General features: G+C 68.4%; 18 protein-coding genes. 5 read left to right on the top strand and 13 right to left on the bottom strand.

Annotation, left to right across the window (positions count from 1 at the left end; genetic code table 11):
- Positions 1 to 11: 11 nt before the first annotated feature.
- From AC6CID_RS19335 to AC6CID_RS19345, 3 genes are read right to left on the bottom strand one after another with little or no spacing between them, the layout of a single operon-like run.
- Entirely contained in the window at positions 12 to 1376 is a 1365-nt protein-coding gene (locus AC6CID_RS19335; RefSeq protein WP_498354329.1) for a YhgE/Pip domain-containing protein, read from the bottom strand.
- Between the two features lie 3 nt (positions 1377 to 1379).
- Positions 1380 to 2255, bottom strand: a complete 876-nt coding sequence (locus tag AC6CID_RS19340; protein ID WP_064061613.1) for a P-loop NTPase family protein — start codon at positions 2253 to 2255, stop codon at positions 1380 to 1382.
- 58 nt (positions 2256 to 2313) lie between these two features.
- Positions 2314 to 3549, bottom strand: coding sequence for a metal-dependent hydrolase family protein (locus tag AC6CID_RS19345; RefSeq protein ID WP_371850683.1), 1236 nt, complete (start codon positions 3547 to 3549; stop codon positions 2314 to 2316).
- A gap of 218 nt (positions 3550 to 3767) precedes the next feature.
- Here AC6CID_RS19345 and AC6CID_RS19350 point away from each other — a divergent pair, with 218 nt between their 5' ends.
- Entirely contained in the window at positions 3768 to 4409 is a 642-nt protein-coding gene (locus AC6CID_RS19350; RefSeq protein WP_064061611.1) for a hypothetical protein, read from the top strand.
- 37 nt (positions 4410 to 4446) lie between these two features.
- Here AC6CID_RS19350 and ligA read toward each other — a convergent pair whose 3' ends face one another.
- From ligA to AC6CID_RS19390, 8 genes are all read right to left on the bottom strand, one after another.
- On the bottom strand, positions 4447 to 6555 hold the full coding sequence (ligA, locus tag AC6CID_RS19355; RefSeq protein ID WP_064061610.1) for an NAD-dependent DNA ligase LigA: 2109 nt from the start codon (positions 6553 to 6555) through the stop codon (positions 4447 to 4449).
- Between the two features lie 37 nt (positions 6556 to 6592).
- Entirely contained in the window at positions 6593 to 7618 is a 1026-nt protein-coding gene (locus AC6CID_RS19360) for a methionine synthase (RefSeq protein WP_006554558.1), read from the bottom strand.
- Positions 7615 to 8694 (bottom strand): tRNA 2-thiouridine(34) synthase MnmA, encoded by a 1080-nt coding sequence (gene mnmA, locus AC6CID_RS19365; RefSeq protein WP_033097734.1) that lies wholly within the window; start codon positions 8692 to 8694, stop codon positions 7615 to 7617. The genes AC6CID_RS19360 and mnmA overlap by 4 nt, the downstream gene beginning before the upstream one ends.
- Complete coding sequence (locus AC6CID_RS19370; protein ID WP_006554560.1) at positions 8691 to 9926, bottom strand: cysteine desulfurase family protein; 1236 nt, start codon at positions 9924 to 9926, stop codon at positions 8691 to 8693. Before AC6CID_RS19370 ends, mnmA begins: the two co-directional genes overlap by 4 nt.
- A 58-nt stretch (positions 9927 to 9984) precedes the next feature.
- The gene (locus tag AC6CID_RS19375; RefSeq protein WP_139192949.1) at positions 9985 to 10788 is read right to left on the bottom strand and encodes a lysophospholipid acyltransferase family protein; all 804 of its coding nucleotides are present in this window, start codon (positions 10786 to 10788) and stop codon (positions 9985 to 9987) included.
- A gap of 83 nt (positions 10789 to 10871) precedes the next feature.
- Positions 10872 to 11702: a GNAT family N-acetyltransferase gene (locus AC6CID_RS19380; protein ID WP_064061609.1), complete on the bottom strand. Its 831-nt coding sequence runs from the start codon at positions 11700 to 11702 to the stop codon at positions 10872 to 10874.
- Positions 11703 to 11850: 148 nt separating this feature from the next.
- A complete protein-coding gene (locus AC6CID_RS19385) occupies positions 11851 to 12807 on the bottom strand; it encodes an electron transfer flavoprotein subunit alpha/FixB family protein (RefSeq protein WP_006554564.1) in 957 nt (318 codons plus the stop codon).
- A 45-nt stretch (positions 12808 to 12852) separates the two neighbouring features.
- On the bottom strand, positions 12853 to 13638 hold the full coding sequence (locus AC6CID_RS19390; protein WP_006554565.1) for an electron transfer flavoprotein subunit beta/FixA family protein: 786 nt from the start codon (positions 13636 to 13638) through the stop codon (positions 12853 to 12855).
- Between the two features lie 223 nt (positions 13639 to 13861).
- Here AC6CID_RS19390 and AC6CID_RS19395 point away from each other — a divergent pair, with 223 nt between their 5' ends.
- The 4 genes from AC6CID_RS19395 to AC6CID_RS19410 are packed head-to-tail and all read left to right on the top strand — an operon-like array spanning position 13862 to position 17992.
- Entirely contained in the window at positions 13862 to 14662 is an 801-nt protein-coding gene (locus tag AC6CID_RS19395) for a class I SAM-dependent methyltransferase (RefSeq protein ID WP_006554566.1), read from the top strand.
- Between the two features lie 26 nt (positions 14663 to 14688).
- Positions 14689 to 16209 (top strand): 1,4-alpha-glucan branching protein domain-containing protein, encoded by a 1521-nt coding sequence (locus tag AC6CID_RS19400; protein ID WP_037216018.1) that lies wholly within the window; start codon positions 14689 to 14691, stop codon positions 16207 to 16209.
- Positions 16206 to 17453 (top strand): glycosyltransferase family 4 protein, encoded by a 1248-nt coding sequence (locus AC6CID_RS19405; protein ID WP_064061608.1) that lies wholly within the window; start codon positions 16206 to 16208, stop codon positions 17451 to 17453. The genes AC6CID_RS19400 and AC6CID_RS19405 overlap by 4 nt, the downstream gene beginning before the upstream one ends.
- A complete protein-coding gene (locus tag AC6CID_RS19410) occupies positions 17450 to 17992 on the top strand; it encodes a GNAT family N-acetyltransferase (RefSeq protein WP_024101406.1) in 543 nt (180 codons plus the stop codon). Before AC6CID_RS19405 ends, AC6CID_RS19410 begins: the two co-directional genes overlap by 4 nt.
- A gap of 13 nt (positions 17993 to 18005) precedes the next feature.
- Here the strand turns inward: AC6CID_RS19410 and AC6CID_RS19415 are convergent, their stop codons facing one another.
- On the bottom strand, positions 18006 to 19508 hold the full coding sequence (locus AC6CID_RS19415) for an amidase (RefSeq protein WP_033097731.1): 1503 nt from the start codon (positions 19506 to 19508) through the stop codon (positions 18006 to 18008).
- Between the two features lie 34 nt (positions 19509 to 19542).
- Positions 19543 to 20301, bottom strand: coding sequence for an acyltransferase (locus tag AC6CID_RS19420; protein ID WP_064061607.1), 759 nt, complete (start codon positions 20299 to 20301; stop codon positions 19543 to 19545).

Genomic DNA, 20301 nt, shown 5'->3' on the forward strand with positions numbered 1-20301 from the left:
CGGGGCGGCTCTCACACCTCGATCGGCGGGTACAGCCTCTCCATCGTGTAGCGGCGGTTGCGCCGAACCGACAGGGCACTCAGCGTCAACGATACGAGCAGGATTCCGGCCAGGACAGCGATTGCGATCCACAATCGCGAATCGATGTTCTCGGCGACGGTAAGCTGCCGCAGACCGTTGACGGTGTAGGTCATCGGGTCGAACGGGTGGATGTACTGGAACGGCTTCGCCGTGGTCGGCACGGGGTAGATACCGCCGGCCGAGACCAGTTGCAGCATCAGGAAGGCCAAGGTCACCACCCGACCGACGGCGACGCCGAAGATCGCATTGAACGCTTGGATCATGGCCAGATACGTTGCGGAGATCAACATCAGGAACAGGATCGTCCCCACGACGTGCTTCACGTCCAGTCCGACGCCGAAATGGACGACCGTGTACATCACGACCACCTGCAGGATGCCTACCAGCAGAGCCGGCCAGTACGACGCGAGGACCGTGCGGTAGGCACCGAGTCCCGCGACGGTGGGCCGCGACTGTAACGGGGTGAGCAGCATCCAGGTGATGATGCCGCCGACGAACAGGGCGAGCGACAGGAAGAACGGGGCGAAACCGGTACCGAAGGTGGGTGCCTCGTTCGTGTAGTTCTGTTGCAGAGCAACCGGAGTCGACAACGTCTCGGCGGTGGCGGTGCGTTGTTCGTCCGTCCAGTTCGGCACCTGGGTGGCGCCCTGACTCAGGGCCTGCGCGAGTTCCTGCGAACCCGACTGCAACTCGACCATGCCCGAGGACAGCTCTCCTGCTCCGTCGGCCAACTGGACACTGCCGTCGGCGAGTTGGACGAGACCGGAGTTCAGCGTGGCGGCACCGGAGCTCAGTTCGTCGACACCGCTGCGGAGTCGGTTCACGTCCGCCGCCAGTCCCCCGTTCGACAACGTCGCCAGGGCTCCCTGTAGCGGACTGTTCGGGTTGCCGAGTTGATACTCGAGTTGTTCGGCGCCTGCCTGCAGACGCATGATCTCAGCGGCTTCGGTGAAACTCTCCGGAATCGTGATGGTGTAGTAGTACTTTCCGTCGGCCAGACCCGCGACAGCGTCCTCTTCCGACACCTCCGCCAGATCGAGCTGACCGGATGCGATGAGGGACTTCACGACCTGATCGCCGGCGTCGACCTGTTCCCCCGTCGACGAACGACCGGTGTCGTTGTTGACGATCGCCGCGGGAATCTTGTTCACCGCACCGAACGGATTCCAGAAGGCCCACAGGTACATGGCCCCGTACAGCAACGGCATGAGAATGATCGTCGCGATCGCGATGCGCGGCATCGTGCCGCGGAAGTATCGCTTCGAGTCGCTACCGAGAGAGACGCCTGCGAGCACTCGTCACTTCCTCTTCGTCAGGACGCCGATGTCACCAGGTCCGAGCAGATCGTGCATGTCCACCACGGCCCGTACCCCGCTATCGGGGTCGACAGGGTTCACGTCGCCGATGATCACCGCCTGGTTCTCACCGAGCGCGACGAGCCGGCCGAGCAGGGTGGCACGTTCGACGTCGTCGGCGATCCGATCGATCCGGCCCACCACCAGCAGTGGCGGACGCCGGGTGTTCGCAACCGAGATCCGCAGGAGCAGTTGCTGGAGTTCGGGGAGGTCGTCGACGAACGCCTCGAGCGGTGGCAGCGGTACGTCGCCGAAGATCTCCTCGCACATCTCGGCGATACCGTCCTCACGGACCCGCGGAACGAACTTGTACCACGGGGAATCCCACCGCTTCTGCTCGGTGACGAGATCGCGCACGGTGACCGACGGGCGTACCTCGTCGAGCTCGTTCATGCACGCAATCGCCGACCGCGCGATGATCTTCTGCGGTCTGTCCTCGCCGAGAACCGTCAGCGATCCCCGGGTCAGTCGCATGCGACCGCACAGAGCCATGAGCAACGCGGTACGCGCAGCACCGGCCTGCACGGCCAGAACCGTCACTCCCCCGGCGTCGAGGTCCAGGTCGAGGGGGCCGAAGACATGGCCCCAGGGTCCGTGGAGTTCGATCCCGCGCGCCGACACGAGTGTGCCCGGCGTCTGCCGGGCGGTTGCCCGCTGCACGACCGGAGCGCCGTACGGCGGAGTCCCGACATCATCCGGTTCGGCTGTGCCCACCGGTGTTCCGCCGTAGTTTCCGTCCACGACGAAGGGATCCTCGAGCTGCTCGTCCGACAACTCGTCCCAGGCCTCTGCGTCGCTGCGCTGCCCGTAGTGAGTCACCGACTGTCCTTGCGCCGAGCGAGTGGGGTGTGGTGCCGTGTCCGATGCGCTGCCACGGTCACAGGCTGTTCTTGACGACGTGGCCGTTCTTCACGATGACCGACAGGTTCTTTGCTGGATCGGCGATCAGACTCAGATCCTCGAGCGGGTTGCCGTCGACGAGGAGCACGTCCGCCCAGGCGCCCTTGTCGATCACACCCCATCGGGCCTGACGGTAGGGATCGCGTTCGCCTGCGAGCCGGAACAGTTCGGCGTTTCCTGAGGTGAGCATCCGCAGCGCGTCGAGGTTGTTGTAGTGGTCGCCGAGCCGCGCGGCCATCTCGCTCTGGCGCGGCGCGATCTGCGGCTCGAGCAGCAGGTCGGTTCCCCAGGCCGTCTTCACGCCGTGCTTCTGCGCCCACTCGTAGACGTGGTCGGTGCCGGTGCAGATCTGCTTGTCCTTCTCCGCGCGATCCGGGTCGGGATAGTGGTGGTCGCCGAGCGCGAAGGGCTGCATCGACAACCACACCTCCTTCTCCGCGAGCAGTGCGACGGTCTCCTCGTCGGCGAGGTGGCCGTGCTCGATCGACTTCACCCCGGCCGCGACCGCGCGGCGGATCCCGGTGACGTTGTAGACGTGGGTGGCCACGTACGTGCCGTAGTCGGATGCGGCCTGGACGGCGGCACGCAGTTCTCTGTCGATGAACTGGACGGTGTACAGCGGGTCGTACATGGACGCCGCTCCGCCGCCGACCATCAGCTTGATCTGCGATGCACCTTTCTTGAGTTGCTCGCGCACGGCTGCGAGGACCCGGTCCTCACCATCGGCGACCCGCATGAAGCCGATCTGTTCGGCGCGGGCCTGATCCCCACCGAGGGCTGTGGGGCATTCGTAGACGAAGCCGAAGTCGCCGTGCCCGGACGTCTGCGAGATCGCGGCCTGGGACGGGTAGATGCGGGGACCGTCGAACAATCCCCGGTCGATCACCGATTTGATGCTGCCGGTGTCGCCGGCCATGTCGCGGACGGCGGTGAAGCCGCGCAGCAGCATGTTGCGGGCCTCGGCGAGGCCGTTGAGCGCGATGTGCGCTTCGCTGCCCATCACCATGTCGATGTAGGAGTTCGCGTTACCGACGAGGTGGACGTGCGCGTCGGACATGCCGGGCATGAGGACCCGCCCGCCGCCGTCGATCACGTCGGTCTCGCGGCCGGGTTCGTCGCCGATCGGCGATTCGGATACGGCGACGATGCGGTCTCCGTCGATCAGTACGTCGCCGGTGACGAGCTCTCCGGAAACTCCATCGAAAACTCGCACATTACGAAAAAGAAGGCGCTGAGTGGACTTACCGGTTTCCGTCATGGCTGGGACGCTAACGCGCATCGAACACGACTTCCGACCAACCGAAAGGATCCCGAACCAATTCACCCCAACCGTTCACCCTTTTCGAAAGTTCGTTCTGAACTGCACCTATTCGATCGGATAGTTTCTTTTGAAAACACACAAATTTCCGATCTTCGACTTACACTGCGCCAATGCTGATTCACCCGACATTGCGCATGCAGTCCTGGGGATTCGTCATCGGCGCCGCCCTGTTCGCATTGGGTTCGGCGCCCGGAATTGCGACGCTTCTCGGCACCGCCGGTGCAAATACTTCGTTCTTCGTGGGTTCCTGGTTCTTCACGGGTGCAGCATTCGTCCAATTGATGCTCAGTGGGCCGGCCACCGTCACGGACAAGGGCAGCCCGGCGATCCGCGCCGACTGGCTCGCGTCGCTGATCCAGTTCATCGGTACGCTGCTGTTCAACGTCAGCACGGGAGCCGCACTGCACGCCCACACCGTCAAGGGTGAGAAGCACCTGGTGTGGAACCCCAATCTCGAAGGTTCCCTGTGCTTTCTGGTGTCGAGCGCGATCGCGTGTGCAGTCCTCTGGCGAGCGGGCTCGCATTGGGCGCCGCGCTCGAAGGACTGGATCAGCGGGTGGCTGAACATGCTCGGGTCGATCGCTTTCGGGGTCTCCGCCGTCGGTTCGTTCGTCCTCGACGACGGAAACACTCTCGACCCGAGCCTTGCCAACACCGGCACGTTCGTCGGGGCGATCTGCTTCCTGCTCGCCGCGGCGGTATTCCTCGGGAGGCGCAGCGCCGAGGAACCGGAATCCGCAACGGCCTCCTGAGAATCCGCGGGCAGGGCACCTCCCGGCGGAGAGCGTCTCAGTTCTCCCCTTCGCGCCCTTCGAGATAGGCGCGAGCGGCGTCGGGCCCCTCGTCGAGCAGGATCCGGAAACCGTCCTCGTCGAGCACGGGTACTCCGAGATCGGCGGCCTTGTCGGCCTTCGAACCAGGGTTGTCGCCGATGACGACGAAAGCCGTCTTCTTCGACACCGATCCGGCGGCCTTGCCTCCGCGCGCGAGGACGGCCTCCTTGGCCTGGTCGCGGGAGAATCCCGCGAGCGTGCCCGTAACCACGATCGACAGTCCTTCGAGGGTTCGCGGGATCGATTCGTCGCGTTCGTCGGCCATCCGCACACCCGCTGCCGCCCACTTGTCGACGATCGCGACGTGCCAATCGACGGTGAACCAGTCGGTCACCGCCGCGGCGATCGTCGGTCCGACGCCCTCGACGGCCGCGAGCTCGTCGACGGACGCGGCCCGGATCCGGTCGAGGCTGCCGAACTCGGTGGCCAGCGCACGCGCAGCGGTCGGTCCGACGTGCCGGATGGACAGGGCGACCAGCACGCGCCAGAGCGGCTGTTCCTTCGCCTTGTCGAGGTTCTGCAGCAGACGGTCGCCGTTCTTCGACAGCACGCCCTTGGTGGTGCGGAAAAACGGGATGCGTTCGAGGTCTTCCTTCGTGAGCGAGAACAGGTCGCCCTCGTCGGCGATGATCTTCCCCTCGAGCAGCGCCGTGGCCGCCTCGTAGCCGAGGGCTTCGATGTCGAACGCTCCCCTGCCCGAGACGTGGAAGACCCGCTCGCGCAATTGCGCCGGGCACGACCGCGAGTTGGGGCAGCGCAGGTCGACGTCGCCCTCCTTCGCCGGGGCGAGGGTGGTACCGCATTCGGGGCACTGCGTGGGCATCTCGAAGGCGTACTCGGAACCGTCGCGCAGGTCGACGACCGGGCCGAGGACCTCCGGGATCACGTCGCCGGCCTTGCGGATGACCACGGTGTCGCCGATGAGCACGCCTTTGCGCTCCACCTCGGACGCGTTGTGCAGCGTCGCCAGCGAGACGGTGGACCCGGCGACGGTGACCGGCTCCATGTAGGCGAAGGGGGTCACGCGTCCGGTGCGCCCGACACTGACGCGGATGTCGAGGAGCTTGGTGGTGACCTCCTCCGGCGGGTACTTGTAGGCGATCGCCCACCGTGGGGCGCGGGACGTGGCACCGAGGCGTCGGTGCAGCCCCATGTCGTCGATCTTGACCACCAGGCCGTCGATCTCATGTTCGATGTCGTGGCGGTGTTCGCCCCAGTAGCGCATCCGCTCGACGACCGCCTCGGCGCCCTGCACGCGAACAGTGTGCGGTGAGACGGGCAGGCCCCAGGCCGCGAAGGCCGCGTAGGCGTCGGATTGCGAGCGGGGTTCGAAGCCCTCCATGCGGCCGTAGCCGTGGCAGTACATGCGCAGACGCCGGCGCGCGGTGACGGCCGGGTTCTTCTGCCGCAGGGAACCGGCGGCGGAATTGCGGGGATTCGCGAAGGGCGGCTTGCCTTCGGCCACCAGCCCGGCGTTGAGGGTCTGGAAGTCCTCGAGCCGGAAGAACACCTCGCCGCGCACTTCGAGCAACGTCGGGATCGGGTATTCGGCGGTGCCGGTGAGCTTTTCGGGAACGTCGTCGATCGTGCGGGCGTTGAGGGTGACGTCCTCCCCGGTGCGTCCGTCGCCGCGGGTGGCCGCGCGGACGAGTTTGCCGTTCTCGTAGACGAGGCTGAGCGCCACGCCGTCGATCTTCACCTCGCACAGATAATCGGGGTGAGTGCCGGTCTCGACCTCGGCGCGCGAGAGCCACGCGCGCAGTTCGTCCTCGTCGAAGACGTTGTCGAGGCTGAGCATCCGTTCGAGATGCTCGACGGCACCGAATTCGGTGGCGAAGCCGCCGCCGACCAGCTGGGTGGGCGAATCCGGCGTGCGGAGTTCGGTGTACTGATCCTCGAGTGCCTGCAGTTCGCCGAGGAGCGCGTCGAACTGACCGTCGGAGATGATGGGGGCGTCGCGCACGTAATAACGGAACTGATGCTCGCGCACCTGTTCGGCGAGATCCTGCCAGCGCTCACGCGCCTCCGGAGGAGCGGTGATGGGTGCGTCCGTCGGTTCACTCACAGCCTGCAAGCCTAGTCGAGGGGACCGACCGGAATACTCAGAGCGTGTCGGCTTCCTCAGCGAAGGCCGACGCGACGTCGCGCAACGAACGCAGAGCGGCCCGTGCCCCCTCCGTGGAGGCCGAGGCCAGCCCGCAGACCGGGCTCACCGCCACCGATTGCAGCACCTTCCTGGGGAACCCGAGCCGGTCGATCAGCTCGACGGCCGGTGCCGCGTACTCGCGCCAGCCCGTCGAGGCCGGTGCGGTGGCGGGCACGAGTCCGAGTATCGGGACCGTGCCCGAGTCGAACAGTTCCCCGAGTCCGTCGAGGTCGGAGCGTCGCACGCATCCGACGTCGAAGGCCACAGCGTCGGCAGCGCTGCGCCGCAGGAAGTCGGCCGGGAAGGTGCCCGCGCAGCAGTGCACCGCGACGGAGAGCCCAGTGCCCCGAATCGTCGTGTCGAGCACGTCCAGCGCTTCCGGGTCCGGCACGGCAGGGACGGTCTCGAGGACGGTCCGGCCCTTCAGCGTTCCGGCGAGCACATCCGGCAGCGACGGTTCGTCGAGTTGCGCGACCACCTGAACCCCGAGCCGGCGGGTGATCTCGGCGGCGTGTCGGGCCAGGCCCTCCGCGAGCGATTCGGCCAGGTCGCGAACGGCGCCGCGGTCGGTGAGCACCCGGCGTCCCGTGGCGAGTTCGACGTGGGCGGCGAGGGTGAGCGGCCCGGCAGCCTGCACCTTCACGGGGCGGCCGGCATCCAGCCCGGCGCGTTCCCAGGCCTCCTCGAGCGCATCGAGGTCCTGGGCGAGCAGGTCGCGCGCCCGGGCAGCCACACCGCCGCGTCGCGACACGAGGCGGTAGCCAGTGGTCGAGGTGTCGAGGTACATGTCGACGAGCAGGGCGCTGACCCGCCCGATCATGTCGGCACCGAGGCCGCGTGCCGGCAGTTCGACGAGGTGGGGCAGATCCGTGAGTTCGCCGACGACGACCGCCGCGGCCTCGCGCGGGTCCGTCCCGGGCCACGAACCGATGCCTGTCGCGAGACCGGACCACACCTCGCGGCCGGTGGCAGGTGCCGTCACCGGTCCCCTGCCGCGATGGTTCCGCTGCCGAGGACGATGTCGCCCGCAGCGTCGGACCGGTACAGCACGGCGGCCTGACCGGCGGCGACACCGGTGAGCGGTTCGCGCAGCGAGATCTCGATGCCCGGACCCACCGCTTCGGCGACGGCCGGGGCCAGGCCGCCGTGAGCGCGGACCTGGACGACGCACTCGATCGGTCCGACAGGAGCGGTGCCGGAGGTCCATACGGCGCGCTCGGCGCGGATCGACTCGACCTTCAGCTGTTCGGCGCTGCCGACCCGGACGGTGCCGCTCTCCGGTTCGATCGCGGTGACGTAGCGGGGGCGTCCGTCCGGTCCGGGCCCGGCGATACCGAGTCCCTTGCGCTGGCCGATGGTGAAACCGTGCACGCCCTCGTGCTGCGCGAGCACCTCACCCGAACGGTCGTCCACGACGGCGCCGGGACGCACACCGATCCGGGCACCGAGGAAGGCGCGGGTGTCGCCCGACGGGATGAAGCAGATGTCGTGGCTGTCGGGCTTGTTCGCCACCGCGAGTCCGCGCTCGGCGGCCTCCTCGCGGATCCGGCTCTTGGGGGTGTCGCCGACGGGGAACACCGCGCGCGACAACTGCTGCGCGGTGAGCACGGCGAGTACGTACGACTGGTCCTTGTCGGCGTCGACGGCGCGGCGCAGCACCCCGTCGTTCAACTGCGCGTAGTGACCGGTGGCGACGGCGTCGAAGCCGAGCGCGACGGCACGGTCGGCCAGCGCCGAGAACTTGATCTTCTCGTTGCAACGCAGGCACGGGTTCGGGGTCTCACCGGCGGCATAGGACGCGACGAAGTCGTCGATCACGTCCTCCTTGAAGCGGTCTGCGAAATCCCAGACGTAGAAGGGAATTCCGAGCACGTCGGCGGCGCGGCGAGCATCGCCGGCGTCCTCCTTCGAGCAGCATCCGCGCGAGCCGGTGCGCAGTGTGCCCGGCGCGGCCGACAACGCGAGATGCACTCCCACGACGTCGTGTCCGGCCTCGACCATGCGGGCGGCGGCGACCGCCGAGTCCACACCGCCGCTCATTGCCGCAAGAATCCTCATCTCCGGTCACCTCCTCGTCCACCGGCGCTCGCCAGTCCGGCGGCGCGAGCCCTGTCCACCACGGAAGGGAGAGTTTCGATCAGTTTGTCGATGTCACTGCGGGTTGTGGTGTGCCCCAACGAGAATCGGAGCGAACCGCGTGCCGTGATCGGGTCCGCCCCCATCGCGACGAGTACGTGACTCGCGCGCGCGACCCCGGCGGTGCACGCCGAACCGGTCGAGCATTCGATACCGGCCGCGTCGAGCAACATCAGCAGCGAGTCGCCTTCGCATCCGGGGAACGTGAAGTGCGCGTTGTTGGGCAGTCGTCCGACCTCGCGAGGACCGTTGAGGATCGCGTCGGGGATCGCCGCCTCGACACCCGCGACAAGAAGATCGCGCAGGTGCGCGAGTTCGGCGGTGCGGCCGGGCAGATCCGAGGTGACCTCGCGCAACGCCGCGGCCATCGCCACGATGGACGCGGTGTCCTGCGTCCCGGACCGCACGTCGCGTTCGTGGCCCCCACCGTGGGCGAGCGGCACGCACGGTACCTGCCTGCCGAGCAGCAGCGCTCCCACTCCCTGCGGACCACCGAACTTGTGAGCGGCCAGGGTCAGTGCCGACAGTCCGCTCGCGGTGAAATCGACTGGGAGATGCGCGACCGCCTGCACGGCGTCGCTGTGCATCGGGACGTCGAACTCGGCGGCGACCGCAGCGAGTTCGGTGATCGGCATGACGGTGCCGACCTCGTTGTTCGCCCACATCACGGACACGAGGGCGACCTCGTCGGCGTGGCGCGAGAGTTCCTCGCGGAGCGTGGTGGGATCGACGCGGCCGGAGCCGTCCACCGGCAGCCACGTCACCTGGGCATCCTCGTGCTCGACGAGCCATTCGACGGCGTCGAGCACGGCGTGGTGTTCGACCGCGCTCGCGAGGATCCGGCGACGCCGGGGGTCCTGGGCGCGGCGACCCCAATAGATGCCCTTGACGGCCAGATTGTCGCCCTCGGTGCCACCGGAGACGAAGATCACCTCGGAGGGCCGGGCGCCGAGGGCGGCCGCAATCGACTCCCGCGACTCCTCGACGCGCCGGCGCGCTGCGCGCCCCGATCCGTGCAGGGAGGACGCGTTTCCGACGGTGGCGAGGACCGACGTCATCGCCTCGACGGCCGCAGGAAGCATCGGCGACGTCGCGGCGTGATCGAGGTAGACGGTCGTGGAGGTACCGGAGGGACCGGCGGCGGGCGAGGTCATGACCGATCCAGGATAGCGGGTCGGCGCAGGTGCCCGCCGCGCTCAGGGGGGTCGCCCGTCAGGCGGCGTCCACCGTCCGTGCCGTTCCACCGGCCGGTGAGCCGCCGACCGGCAGGAATGTCACGGCCTCGACCGGGCGCTCGGCACGGACCGCGCGGGCGCATCGGGCTGCGAGATCGTGCCGGTCCCGACCCGGATGTTCGAGCGGAGCGAGCATGACTTCGACGACGACACCGCGGTTCCGGATCATCCGCCGGATCGAGGAACCGATCGTCTCGTCACCGACGAAGGCCGGCGCGGCGGTGAGGTCTCCCCCGCGCTCGCCGTATCGCAGGCCGACGGGCTGGACGGGGCACTGCGCGTCCACGGCCGCCTGCAGCAGGGCGGGGCGGAAACCGCCGTGGGACCGTCCGCATCGCGTCGTGCCCTCGGGGAAGACGGCGACGCACCCGCCCTCCAGCAAGCGGGTGCGTACTCGCTCGATCACGGCGGGCAGCAGTCGCAGTCGTTCCCGTTCGATGGGGATGACACGCATCCGGCGTGCGAGCGCGCCCAGCAGGCCCCAGTCGAGCAGGTCCGCTCGTGCGACGAACTCCGCGGGAGCGACTGCGGTGAGGACGAGGACATCCGTCCACGAGATGTGCGGTGCAACGACGAGCACGCCCCCTGCGCGCGCCCGTCGGTCACGCCGATCGTCGATCGTCGGACGGATGCCTACGCACCACAACAACAGGCGCGCACTGCGCCGCACCGTGCTCTCCCGACGCGCCGCGGGAATCATCCGTCCTGCCAGCAGGAGCGGCACCACCGTCAGCACGACCGCGACCGTCGCGATGCGCAACCACACCGTCGGCAGACCCACACGATCCGTCCCGTCCGGCAGGCACCGGATCCCGCACGGACTCGACGGCATCCACGCGTGCACCCGTGTCGTACCGACCCGAGTCACCGCGACCCCCGCTCGGCACGCTCGGCGGCCGCGCGCAGGCGGGCGAGATAGCGGGTGTCCGCCCGGTCCACGGCTAGTATCGCGACGAAGTCGGCGACCCCGAAGTCCGGATCGTGGGCCGGTTCACCACAGATCCGGGCACCGAGCCGCAGGTATCCGCGCAGGAGCGGCGGGACCACGGGACGCGGCAACGGAGCGATCTCGTCGAGCGGGTGGCCTTCGACCATCACGGGATTCAGCGGTCGGACCCGCGCTGCGGGTTCGACGGCGTGTCGTTCGAGCAGCAGGTCGCGCACGGCCCGAACGTTCGACGCCTCGGGCTCGTCGGGCGTCGTGCGCATGGGCACCGAGACGCATCCGACGACCTCGTTGTGTCCGGTCGCCTCGAGATAGTGCAGGATGCCGGCCCACATCAGGGTGAGGACCGATCCGGAACGGTGGGCTGGATCGACGCAGGCCCTGCCCATCTCCACCAGGCCTCGCCCGTGTGGGTCGAGTGCGGAGAGATCGAATTCGGTGGCGGTGTAGTACCCACCGGCCTCGCGGGCGGCTTCGGGCGGCAGCATCCGGTAACAGCCGACGACGTCGTCGGTGACCCGATCGCGCACCAGCACGTGGTCGCAGAACTCGTCGAACCGGTCGGCGTCGGATGCGCCCCCCGCATCGGGGATCCGGAAGCCGGGTTCACCGGAGAAAACCCGGTACCGAAGGCGTTGCGCAGCCAGGCGATCCGACGCTTCCGTCGACACGACGAGGGAGTAGTGGGGGCCGGACAGGACGGGAGCGGTGAACCCACTCGGGCGGTACAGCACCGGCGATGTGGTCATGCCCCAAGGTGTAACGACCGTGGGAGGCGTGCCGGCGGCGACGGGGTGTCGCGGCGATGCATCGCCGATGAACACTCCCGCAGAATGCACGCGGCCCCGCTCCTTTCGAAGGAGCGGGGCCGCGCAGGGATCGATCTGCCGGAGCGGATCAGCCCTTGTGCTTCTTGACCTCCTCGGTCAGCTGCGGAGCGACGTTGAACAGGTCGCCGACGACGCCGTAGTCCGCGATCTCGAAAATCGGGGCCTCTTCGTCCTTGTTGACGGCGACGATGGTCTTCGACGTCTGCATGCCGGCGCGGTGCTGGATGGCGCCGGAGATGCCGAGCGCGACGTACAGCTGCGGGGAGACCGTCTTACCGGTCTGACCGACCTGGAACTGGCCCGGGTAGTAGCCCGAGTCGACGGCGGCGCGGGAAGCACCGACGGCGGCACCGAGCGAGTCGGCGAGCTCCTCGACGACGGAGAACTTGTCGGCCGAACCGACACCGCGGCCACCGGAGACGACGATCGACGCCTCGGTCAACTCCGGACGGTCGCCGCCGACGATCGGATCGCGCGAGACGATCTTCACGGCGTTCTCTTCCTGGGCCGGAACCTCGACGGCCACACGCTCGGCGGCGGCAGCCTCGGGCTTGGCCTCGATGGCGCCCGGGCGGATGGAGATCACGGGGACCTCACCGTTGGCCTTGGCGTCGACGGTGAACGCGCCACCGAAGATCGAGTGCACGGCGGAGCCGTCGGCCTTGACGTCGACGACATCGACGAGCAGACCGGAGCCGATGCGGGCGGCGAGGCGGCCCGACACCTCCTTGCCCTCGACGGACGCGGCGGTGATGACGGCGGCGGGGCTGGTGGACTCGACGAGCGACGCGAGGACGTCGACCTTCGGGGTCACCAGGTAGTTGTCGACGTCTTCGGACTCGGCGGCGTAGACCTTGACCGCACCGGCGGCGGCGAGGGCGTCCTGCAGCGCGTCGGCGGTGCCGGGGGCACCTGCGACGACGGCGGAGGGCTCGCCGAGCACACGCGCGGCGGTGATGAGTTCGGTGCTGACCTTCTTGAGCGCGCCCTCGGCATGCTCGACGAGCACGAGTACTTCTGCCATTACTACTTCTCTCCTAGATATGTCAGATGTTGTCGCGGGGCGCGATCAGATGATCTTCTGGCCGACCAGGTACTGAGCGATCTTGCTGCCGCCGTCGCCCTCGTCGGTGACGCGCTCACCCGCGGTGCGCGGGGGCTTCGGAGTCACACCGGTGACGGTGGACGCAGCGTTCGCAACACCGAAGATCTCGGGATCGAGACCGATGTCGGCGAGGGTGAGGGTCTGAACTTCCTTCTTCTTCGCGGCCATGATGCCCTTGAAGGAGGGGAAGCGGGGCTCGTTGATCTTCTCGGTGACCGAGACGATGGCGGGGAGCGGAGCCTCGATGCCGAAGACGCCCTCGTCGGTCTCGCGCTCGCCGGCGGCCTTGCCGTCCGCGATCGTGAGCTTGCGCAGGTGCGTCAGGTGGGGCAGGCCCAGGTACTCGGCGATGATCGCGGGCACGGCGCCCACGCGACCGTCGGTGGCCTCATTACCGGCGATGACCAGCTCGACACCCTCGATCTGGCCGAGCGCAGCGGCGATCGCGTACGCGGTCTGGATCGAGTCGGAGCCGTGCATGGCGGGATCGTTGAGGTGGATCGCCTTGTCGGCGCCCATGGACAGCGCCTTGCGGATGGCGTCGGTGGCGCGGTCCGGGCCGGCGGTCAGAACGGTGACCTCACCGCCGTCGCGCTCCTTGATGAGCAGAGCTTCCTCGACGGCGCGCTCGTTGATCTCGTCGAGCACGGCGTCGGCGGCCTCACGGTCGAGCGTGTAGTCGCCGTCGCTGAGCTTGCGCTCGGACCACGTGTCGGGGACCTGCTTGATCAAAACGACGATGTTCGTCATGGGTCTGCGTCGACCTCCTGTGTGTAGCTGCCTTTGGTCGGCAAGGCGCTGCCTGAACCGAGCACTCGTGTCTTTCGCACGGCGTGTGCGATAGATTATCAGCCGCTAAGTTACCAGTCAGTAACTTGACGGGATTCCCGGTTCACCATAGCCGTACGGAAGGACGACGAAACCTGTGATCTGGAACACCGGAGACCACCCCTCCGGGGAGAGGTCTAATGTCGTGGCGGTGAGCGACACCCCCGCCCGCGCCGATGACGCGCACGCCCTCCCCCTCACCGGCGAACGGACGGTCCCCGGCATCGCCGAGGAGAACTATTGGTTCCGACGTCACGAGGTCGTCTACCAGAACTTTCTCCCCCGTTGCGTGAACCGGGCCGTGCTCGAGGCCGGCGCCGGCGAAGGCTACGGGGCCGACATGATCGCCGATGTGGCGACGCGCGTGATCGGCCTCGACTACGACGAGAGCGCCGTCGCACACATCCGCGCGCGCTACCCCCGCGTGGACATCCGGCACGGAAACCTCGCCGAACTTCCCCTCGAGGACGAATCGGTCGATACGGTCGTGAACTTCCAGGTGATCGAGCATTTGTGGGATCAGACACAGTTCCTACGCGAATGTCACCGCGTTCTTACCCCCGGCGGCGAATTGCTCATCAGTACTCCCAACCGGATCACCTTCTCCCCCGGCCGCGACACCCCGCTCAACCCCTTCCACACCCGTGAGCTGAACGCCGCCGAACTGACCGAACTGCTCGAGGACGCCGGCTTCCGCGTCGAACTCATGACCGGCGTGCACCACGGCCCCACGCTGCGCGCACTCGATGCCAAGCACGGCGGATCGTTCATCGACGCCCAGATCGAGCGCGCCCTCGCCGGGCAGCCGTGGCCGGACGATCTCACCGCCGACGTCGCGATGGTCTCCACCGACGACTTCGCCATCGTCCCCGAGAACATCGATGCGAGCCTCGATCTGGTCGCGATCGCCGTGAAGGACCCCGCAGCGAAGGACACCGCTCCGTGAGTGCCGCATCGTCCCGCGAACCCGGGATGTTCGCGCTCGTCCTCCACTCCCACCTCCCGTGGCTCGCCCACCACGGCCGGTGGCCCGTCGGCGAGGAATGGCTCTACCAGTCGTGGGCAGCGACCTATCTGCCCGTCACCGACGTGCTGCGGCGGCTCGCCGCCGAAGGCCGAACCCGGATGCTCACACTCGGCATCACCCCGGTACTGGCCGCGCAACTCGACGACCCGCACTGCCTCGCCGGGATGCACCACTGGCTCGGCAACTGGCAACTGCGCGCGCACGAGGCGGCCGGCATGCGGGAGGAGTCCTACCGCGCACTCGGCGCCCGCGAGCACCGCGCCGCCACCGCGGCACTGGAGGACTTCGAAACCCAATGGCGCCACGGCGGATCTCCCGTCGTGCGGCAGCTGATCGACGCCGACGCGATCGAACTGCTCGGTGGGCCTCTCGCCCATCCGTTCCAGCCCCTCCTCGACCCGCGACTGCGCACCTTCTCGTTGTCCGAAGGTCTCGCCGACGCGCACGCCCGCTGGAACCATCGCCCCCGCGGCATCTGGGGCCCGGAATGCGGTTACACGCCGGGCATGGAGAACGATTACGCCGCAGCGGGAGTCGAGCACTTCATGGTCGACGGTCCTGCGCTGCGCGGCGACACCTCGCTCGGCCGCACGGTCCGCGACTCGGACGTCGTGTGTTTCGGCCGCGACCTGCAGGTCTCGTACCGGGTGTGGTCGCCGAAGTCCGGCTATCCCGGCCACTCCGCCTACCGCGACTTCCACACCTACTGCCACGACACCGGACTCAAACCGTCCCGCGTCACGGGCCGCACGGTGCCCTCGCACGAGAAGGCGCCCTACGATCCCGAACTCGCGTCGCACGCCGTCGACCGGCACGTCGCCGACTTCGTCGAGACCGTCCGGCAGCGATTGCGCAGCGAATCCGGCCGCATCGGCCGGGACGCACTCGTCGTCGCGGCCTTCGACACGGAACTGTTCGGCCACTGGTGGTTCGAAGGTCCGATCTTCCTCGAACGACTGCTCCGCGCGCTTCCCGAGGCCGGCATCGAGGTGGGAACCCTCGCCGATGCCCGCGACCGCGGATACGTCGGCGCCTCCGTCGATCTCGAGAATTCGTCGTGGGGTTCGGGCAAGGACTGGCGGGTCTGGGCCGGCGACCAGGTCGCCGATCTCGTGCGTCTCAACGACGAGGTGGTGCGCACGACCCTCGACAGCATCGACAAGTCCCGCGAGCAGAGCACGTCGTCGGTCGCGCTCCGCAACCGCGTGCACGACCAGATGGTGCGCGAAGCGCTGCTGACGGTCTCCAGCGACTGGGCGTTCATGGTCAGCAAGGACACCGCCGCCGCCTATGCCCGCGACCGCGCGCACAAACACGCCCACGCCCTGCGTGAGATCGCCGAGGCGGTCGACTCCGGACGCACCGAGACGGCACGGCGTCTGGCCGACGGATGGAACCGCGCCGACAATCTCTTCCCAGGACTCGACGCCCGACGACTGCCCGGACGCCACGGAGGCCCGCGATGAAGATTCTGCTCGTCTCATGGGAGTACCCACCCGTCGTCGTTGGCGGCCTGGGCAGACACGTCCATCATCTCGCCACCGAACTCGCCGCGGCGGGCAACGAGGTGGTGGTGCTGTCACGTCGCCCGACCGGCACCGATGCGTCGACCCACCCCACGATCAGCCACATCGCCGACGGCGTGCTCGTGGTGGCGGTCGCGGAGGACGCACCCCACTTCGACTTCGGCGAGGACATGATCGCCTGGACGCTGGCGATGGGCCACGCGATGGTCCGCGCCGGGATCGGGCTGACCCGCGGCGGCATCGGCGAAGGTTGGTATCCGGACGTCGTCCACGCCCACGACTGGCTCGTCGCCCACCCCGCGATCGCGCTGGCCGAGTACTTCGACGTGCCGCTCGTGTCGACCCTGCACGCGACCGAGGCCGGTCGCCACAGCGGTTGGCTGTCGGGCCGGATCAACCGCCAGGTGCATTCCGTCGAGTGGTGGCTCGCCAACGAATCCGACCGTCTCATCACGTGTTCGGCGTCGATGCACGACGAGGTCACCGAGTTGTACGGTCCGGACCTGCCGGAGATCTCCGTGATCCGCAACGGCATCGACATCACCACCTGGTCGTACCGCGACCGCGAACCGCGTCCCGGGCCGGCACGACTGCTGTACGTCGGCCGCCTCGAATACGAGAAGGGTGTGCAGGACGCGATCGCCGCGCTCCCCCGCATCCGCCGCTCGCATCCCGGCACGACCCTCGTGGTCGCCGGTGAGGGCACCCAGTTCGAGTGGCTGCACGAGCAGGCACGCGTACACCGCGTCGCACGCTCGGTGAGTTTCCTCGGCAACCTCGACCACACCGAACTGCTCGGCTGGCTGCACGGCGCCGACGCGATCGTGCTGCCGAGCCGCTACGAGCCGTTCGGCATCATCGCCCTCGAGGCCGCCGCAGCGGGTACCCCGCTCATCGCGTCCACCGCCGGCGGCCTGGGCGAAGCCGTGGTCGACGGCGTGACCGGACTGTCGTTCCGGCCCGGCGACGTGGCCGGACTCGTCTCGGCCGTCCGGGAAACCCTCGACGATCCCGAGGCCGCCCGAGTGCGCGCGCGGGCGGCTCGGGCACGACTGACCGACGACTTCGACTGGCGCCGCGTCGCCGAAGAAACCGCGCAGGTCTACTCGTCGGCGAAGCGGCGGGTGCGTCACCCGCTCGCACGCCCCACTGTCCCCCAACGTCCCCTCCCGGACCGCGGATGAACGAGCAGCACACGCTCCAAATCGAGCGCCTGGCACCGCACGAATCCGATATCGTCGCCGTCACCGCACTGCTCAACGCGGTCTACGCGGTGGCCGAGGACGGCATGTGGGTACCGGGCACCACACGGACCGACACGGACGAGATCACCCGATATGCGCGGGAGGGCAGCATTCGCATCGCCCGCTCGCACGGCCGGGTGGTCGGCTGTATCCGCGTGACCCCGGTCGACGCGACGACGGCCGAGTTCGGGATGCTCGCCTCCGACCCGAAGGTCCGCGGCACGGGCGTCGGCCGCGTCCTGATCGACACCGTCGAGACGGAGTTCGCCGAGCGGGGTTTCGAGGCAATGCAACTCGAGGTGATCCGTCCGCGCGACACCTCACACGAGTCGAAGGTGTTCCTCGACCGGCTCTACACCCGGCTCGGGTACGTGCCGGAGGAGCCCGCGCCGCTCGATACGCGCCATCCGGAACTCGTTCCGGCTCTTGCGGTCCTATGTGAAACGGTCGTCTACCGGAAGCCACTGGGCCGACCCTGAGTCGACCTTCGACTCACGAGGTAGCGGACAACTCGGCCGGAGCGAGCGGCGGCTGCCGATCGAACCACGGCCGGGCCTGTTCGAGTTCGCCTGCGAGGGCGAGGAGCACACTCTCCCCACCGAGTGGGCCGACGAACTGCACCCCGAGCGGCAGACCGGACACCGTCCAGTGCAACGGCACCGAGATCGCCGGGCGCCCGGTGATATTGGCCAGCTGCGTGTAGGGGGTGCGCCCCAGATTGTCGTCCACCACCCGGTCGATGAAACCGGCCCGGGTCGCGATCCACGCGGTGCGGGTACGCAGGAGCGCCTCGCCGGCACGCCGCATCCAGCGGGGCGTGTCGAGTTCGCCGATGCGCGACGGCGGGAAGGCGAGTGTCGGCGTGAGCAGCAGATCGTAGCGTTCGTGGAACTGCGCGAGACCGCTCGCGTACTCGGCCCAGCGGGCATGGGCCGCAATGTAGTCCGACGCCGAGGTCGCCTTGCCCACGGCGGCGATGATGCGGGTGTCGAACTCGAAGTCCTCGGGTCGTGCTCCGGTGAGGCGGCAGGCCTCGGCGACCTCCGCGGCAGCCGTGGCGAACCACATGATGAGGAAGTCCTCTGCGAGACGCCGTTCGTCGATACCCGTCGAGGCGGGTTCGACGTGATGGCCGAGTTCCTCGAGCACCGCGACGGCAGCGTCCACCGCGGCCTTTGCCTCCGGATCGACCGGCGTCCCGATCGGTGACGCGGTCTCGTATCCGATCCGCAACCGCTTCGGCGCCGAGCGCGCGGCCTCTGCGTACGACCGGGCACGCTCGACGAGATACGGCCCACCCGCGTACGGGCCCGCCATGACGTCGAGGAAGGCAGCGGCGTCGCGCACCGTCCGGCAGATCACCCCGTTGGTAGCCGCGCCGTGCAGCGGTTCCCCGCCGCGCATACCGGTGGGCACGAGTCCGCGTCCGGGCTTGAGCCCGAGGAGCCCGCAGCAGGCGGCGGGAATGCGGATGGAGCCGCCGCCGTCGCTCGCTCCCGCCGCGGGAACGACGCCGGCCGCGACCGCCGCGGCGGAACCACCCGATGACCCGCCCGGCGTCACCGACGGATCCCACGGGTTTCGGGTGGCCCCGAACGCCTCGGGCTCGGTGATGCCCTTCGCCCCGAACTCGGGGGTGTTGGTCTTGGCGAACGGGACCAGGCCGGCTCCGAGCCACCGGTCGACGATCACCGAGTTCTCGTCCATCGGCAGGTCCGCGAGGACACGGGACCCGCACGAGGTCGGCTCACCGGCCAGATCCTGCCCCAGATCCTTGAGCAGGAACGGCACCCCGGCGAACGGACCGTCGAGCGGTTCGCGTGCCAGGACACGGGCCTTGTCGTCGAGCCTGCGGACGACGGTGTTCAGTGTCGGTTCGACCGTGTCGAGCCGCGCGATCGCGGTCTCGAGCAACTCGCTCGCCGATACCTGCCCCGTCGCGACGAGTTCGGCCAGGCCGGTCGCGTCGTGACTCCGATACTCCGAGTAGTCCATCTGCTGTCCCCCGACAGTGTCCCGGCCCGCGTCGCTACTGGTGGACGCCCGCGGGCGTGTCTCCCGACTTCTTCCGTGCGATATCTGCGAGCGCCGCTTCCCGGGCGGCACGCTCGGCAGCGGCGCTCTCCCACGCCACCTTACGGTTCTTCACGACCTTGGCGGGCGAACCCACCGCGATACTGAAATCAGGGATGTCTCCCTTGACGACCGCGTGGGCTCCGAGCACCGAACCGCGGCCGACCCGGGTGCCGCGGAGCACGGTGACCTTCGCGGCGATCCAGGTGTCCGGACCGATCCGGACGGGGCTCTTGACGATGCCCTGGTCCTTGATCGGGTAGGTGATGTCCTCGGTGCGGTGGTCGAAGTCGCAGATGTAGCACCAGTCTGCGACCAGCGTCGACGCGCCGATCTCGATGTCGAGATAGGTGTTGACGACGTTGTCCTTGCCGAAGACGACCTTGTCGCCGATCCGGAGCGAACCCTCGTGGCAGCGGATGGCGTTGCCGTCGCCGATGTGGACCCAGCGGCCGATCTCGAGGCGCGACAGTTCGGGCGTCGCGTGGATCTCGACGTTCTTGCCCAGGAAGACCATGCCGCGCAGCACCACGTGCGGATTGGCCAGCCGGAACTTCGCCAGGCGGTAGTACCGGACCAGGTACCAGGGCGTGTACGCCTTGTTGTCCAGCACCCATTTCAGAGAGGACAGCGTCAGGAATCGTACCTGTTCGGGATCCCTCCGACGGGACCCGCGCCACCTCGCCGTCAGAGGTGCACCCCACATGCTCGTCAT

The organism is Rhodococcus sp. GQ147, from assembly GCF_059759155.1.

Bases quoted from the DNA above. Each gene is read 5' to 3' on its own strand.
- AC6CID_RS19350 (WP_064061611.1), top strand. From the start codon at position 3,768: ATGCTGATTCACCCGACATTGCGCATGCAGTCCTGGGGATTCGTCATC.
- mnmA (WP_033097734.1), bottom strand. From the start codon at position 8,694: ATGAGGATTCTTGCGGCAATGAGCGGCGGTGTGGACTCGGCGGTCGCC.
- AC6CID_RS19370 (WP_006554560.1), bottom strand. From the start codon at position 9,926: ATGACCTCGCCCGCCGCCGGTCCCTCCGGTACCTCCACGACCGTCTAC.
- AC6CID_RS19380 (WP_064061609.1), bottom strand. From the start codon at position 11,702: ATGACCACATCGCCGGTGCTGTACCGCCCGAGTGGGTTCACCGCTCCC.
- AC6CID_RS19385 (WP_006554564.1), bottom strand. From the start codon at position 12,807: ATGGCAGAAGTACTCGTGCTCGTCGAGCATGCCGAGGGCGCGCTCAAG.
- AC6CID_RS19390 (WP_006554565.1), bottom strand. From the start codon at position 13,638: ATGACGAACATCGTCGTTTTGATCAAGCAGGTCCCCGACACGTGGTCC.
- AC6CID_RS19400 (WP_037216018.1), top strand. From the start codon at position 14,689: ATGTTCGCGCTCGTCCTCCACTCCCACCTCCCGTGGCTCGCCCACCAC.
- AC6CID_RS19405 (WP_064061608.1), top strand. From the start codon at position 16,206: ATGAAGATTCTGCTCGTCTCATGGGAGTACCCACCCGTCGTCGTTGGC.
- AC6CID_RS19410 (WP_024101406.1), top strand. From the start codon at position 17,450: ATGAACGAGCAGCACACGCTCCAAATCGAGCGCCTGGCACCGCACGAA.
- AC6CID_RS19415 (WP_033097731.1), bottom strand. From the start codon at position 19,508: ATGGACTACTCGGAGTATCGGAGTCACGACGCGACCGGCCTGGCCGAA.
- AC6CID_RS19420 (WP_064061607.1), bottom strand. From the start codon at position 20,301: ATGACGAGCATGTGGGGTGCACCTCTGACGGCGAGGTGGCGCGGGTCC.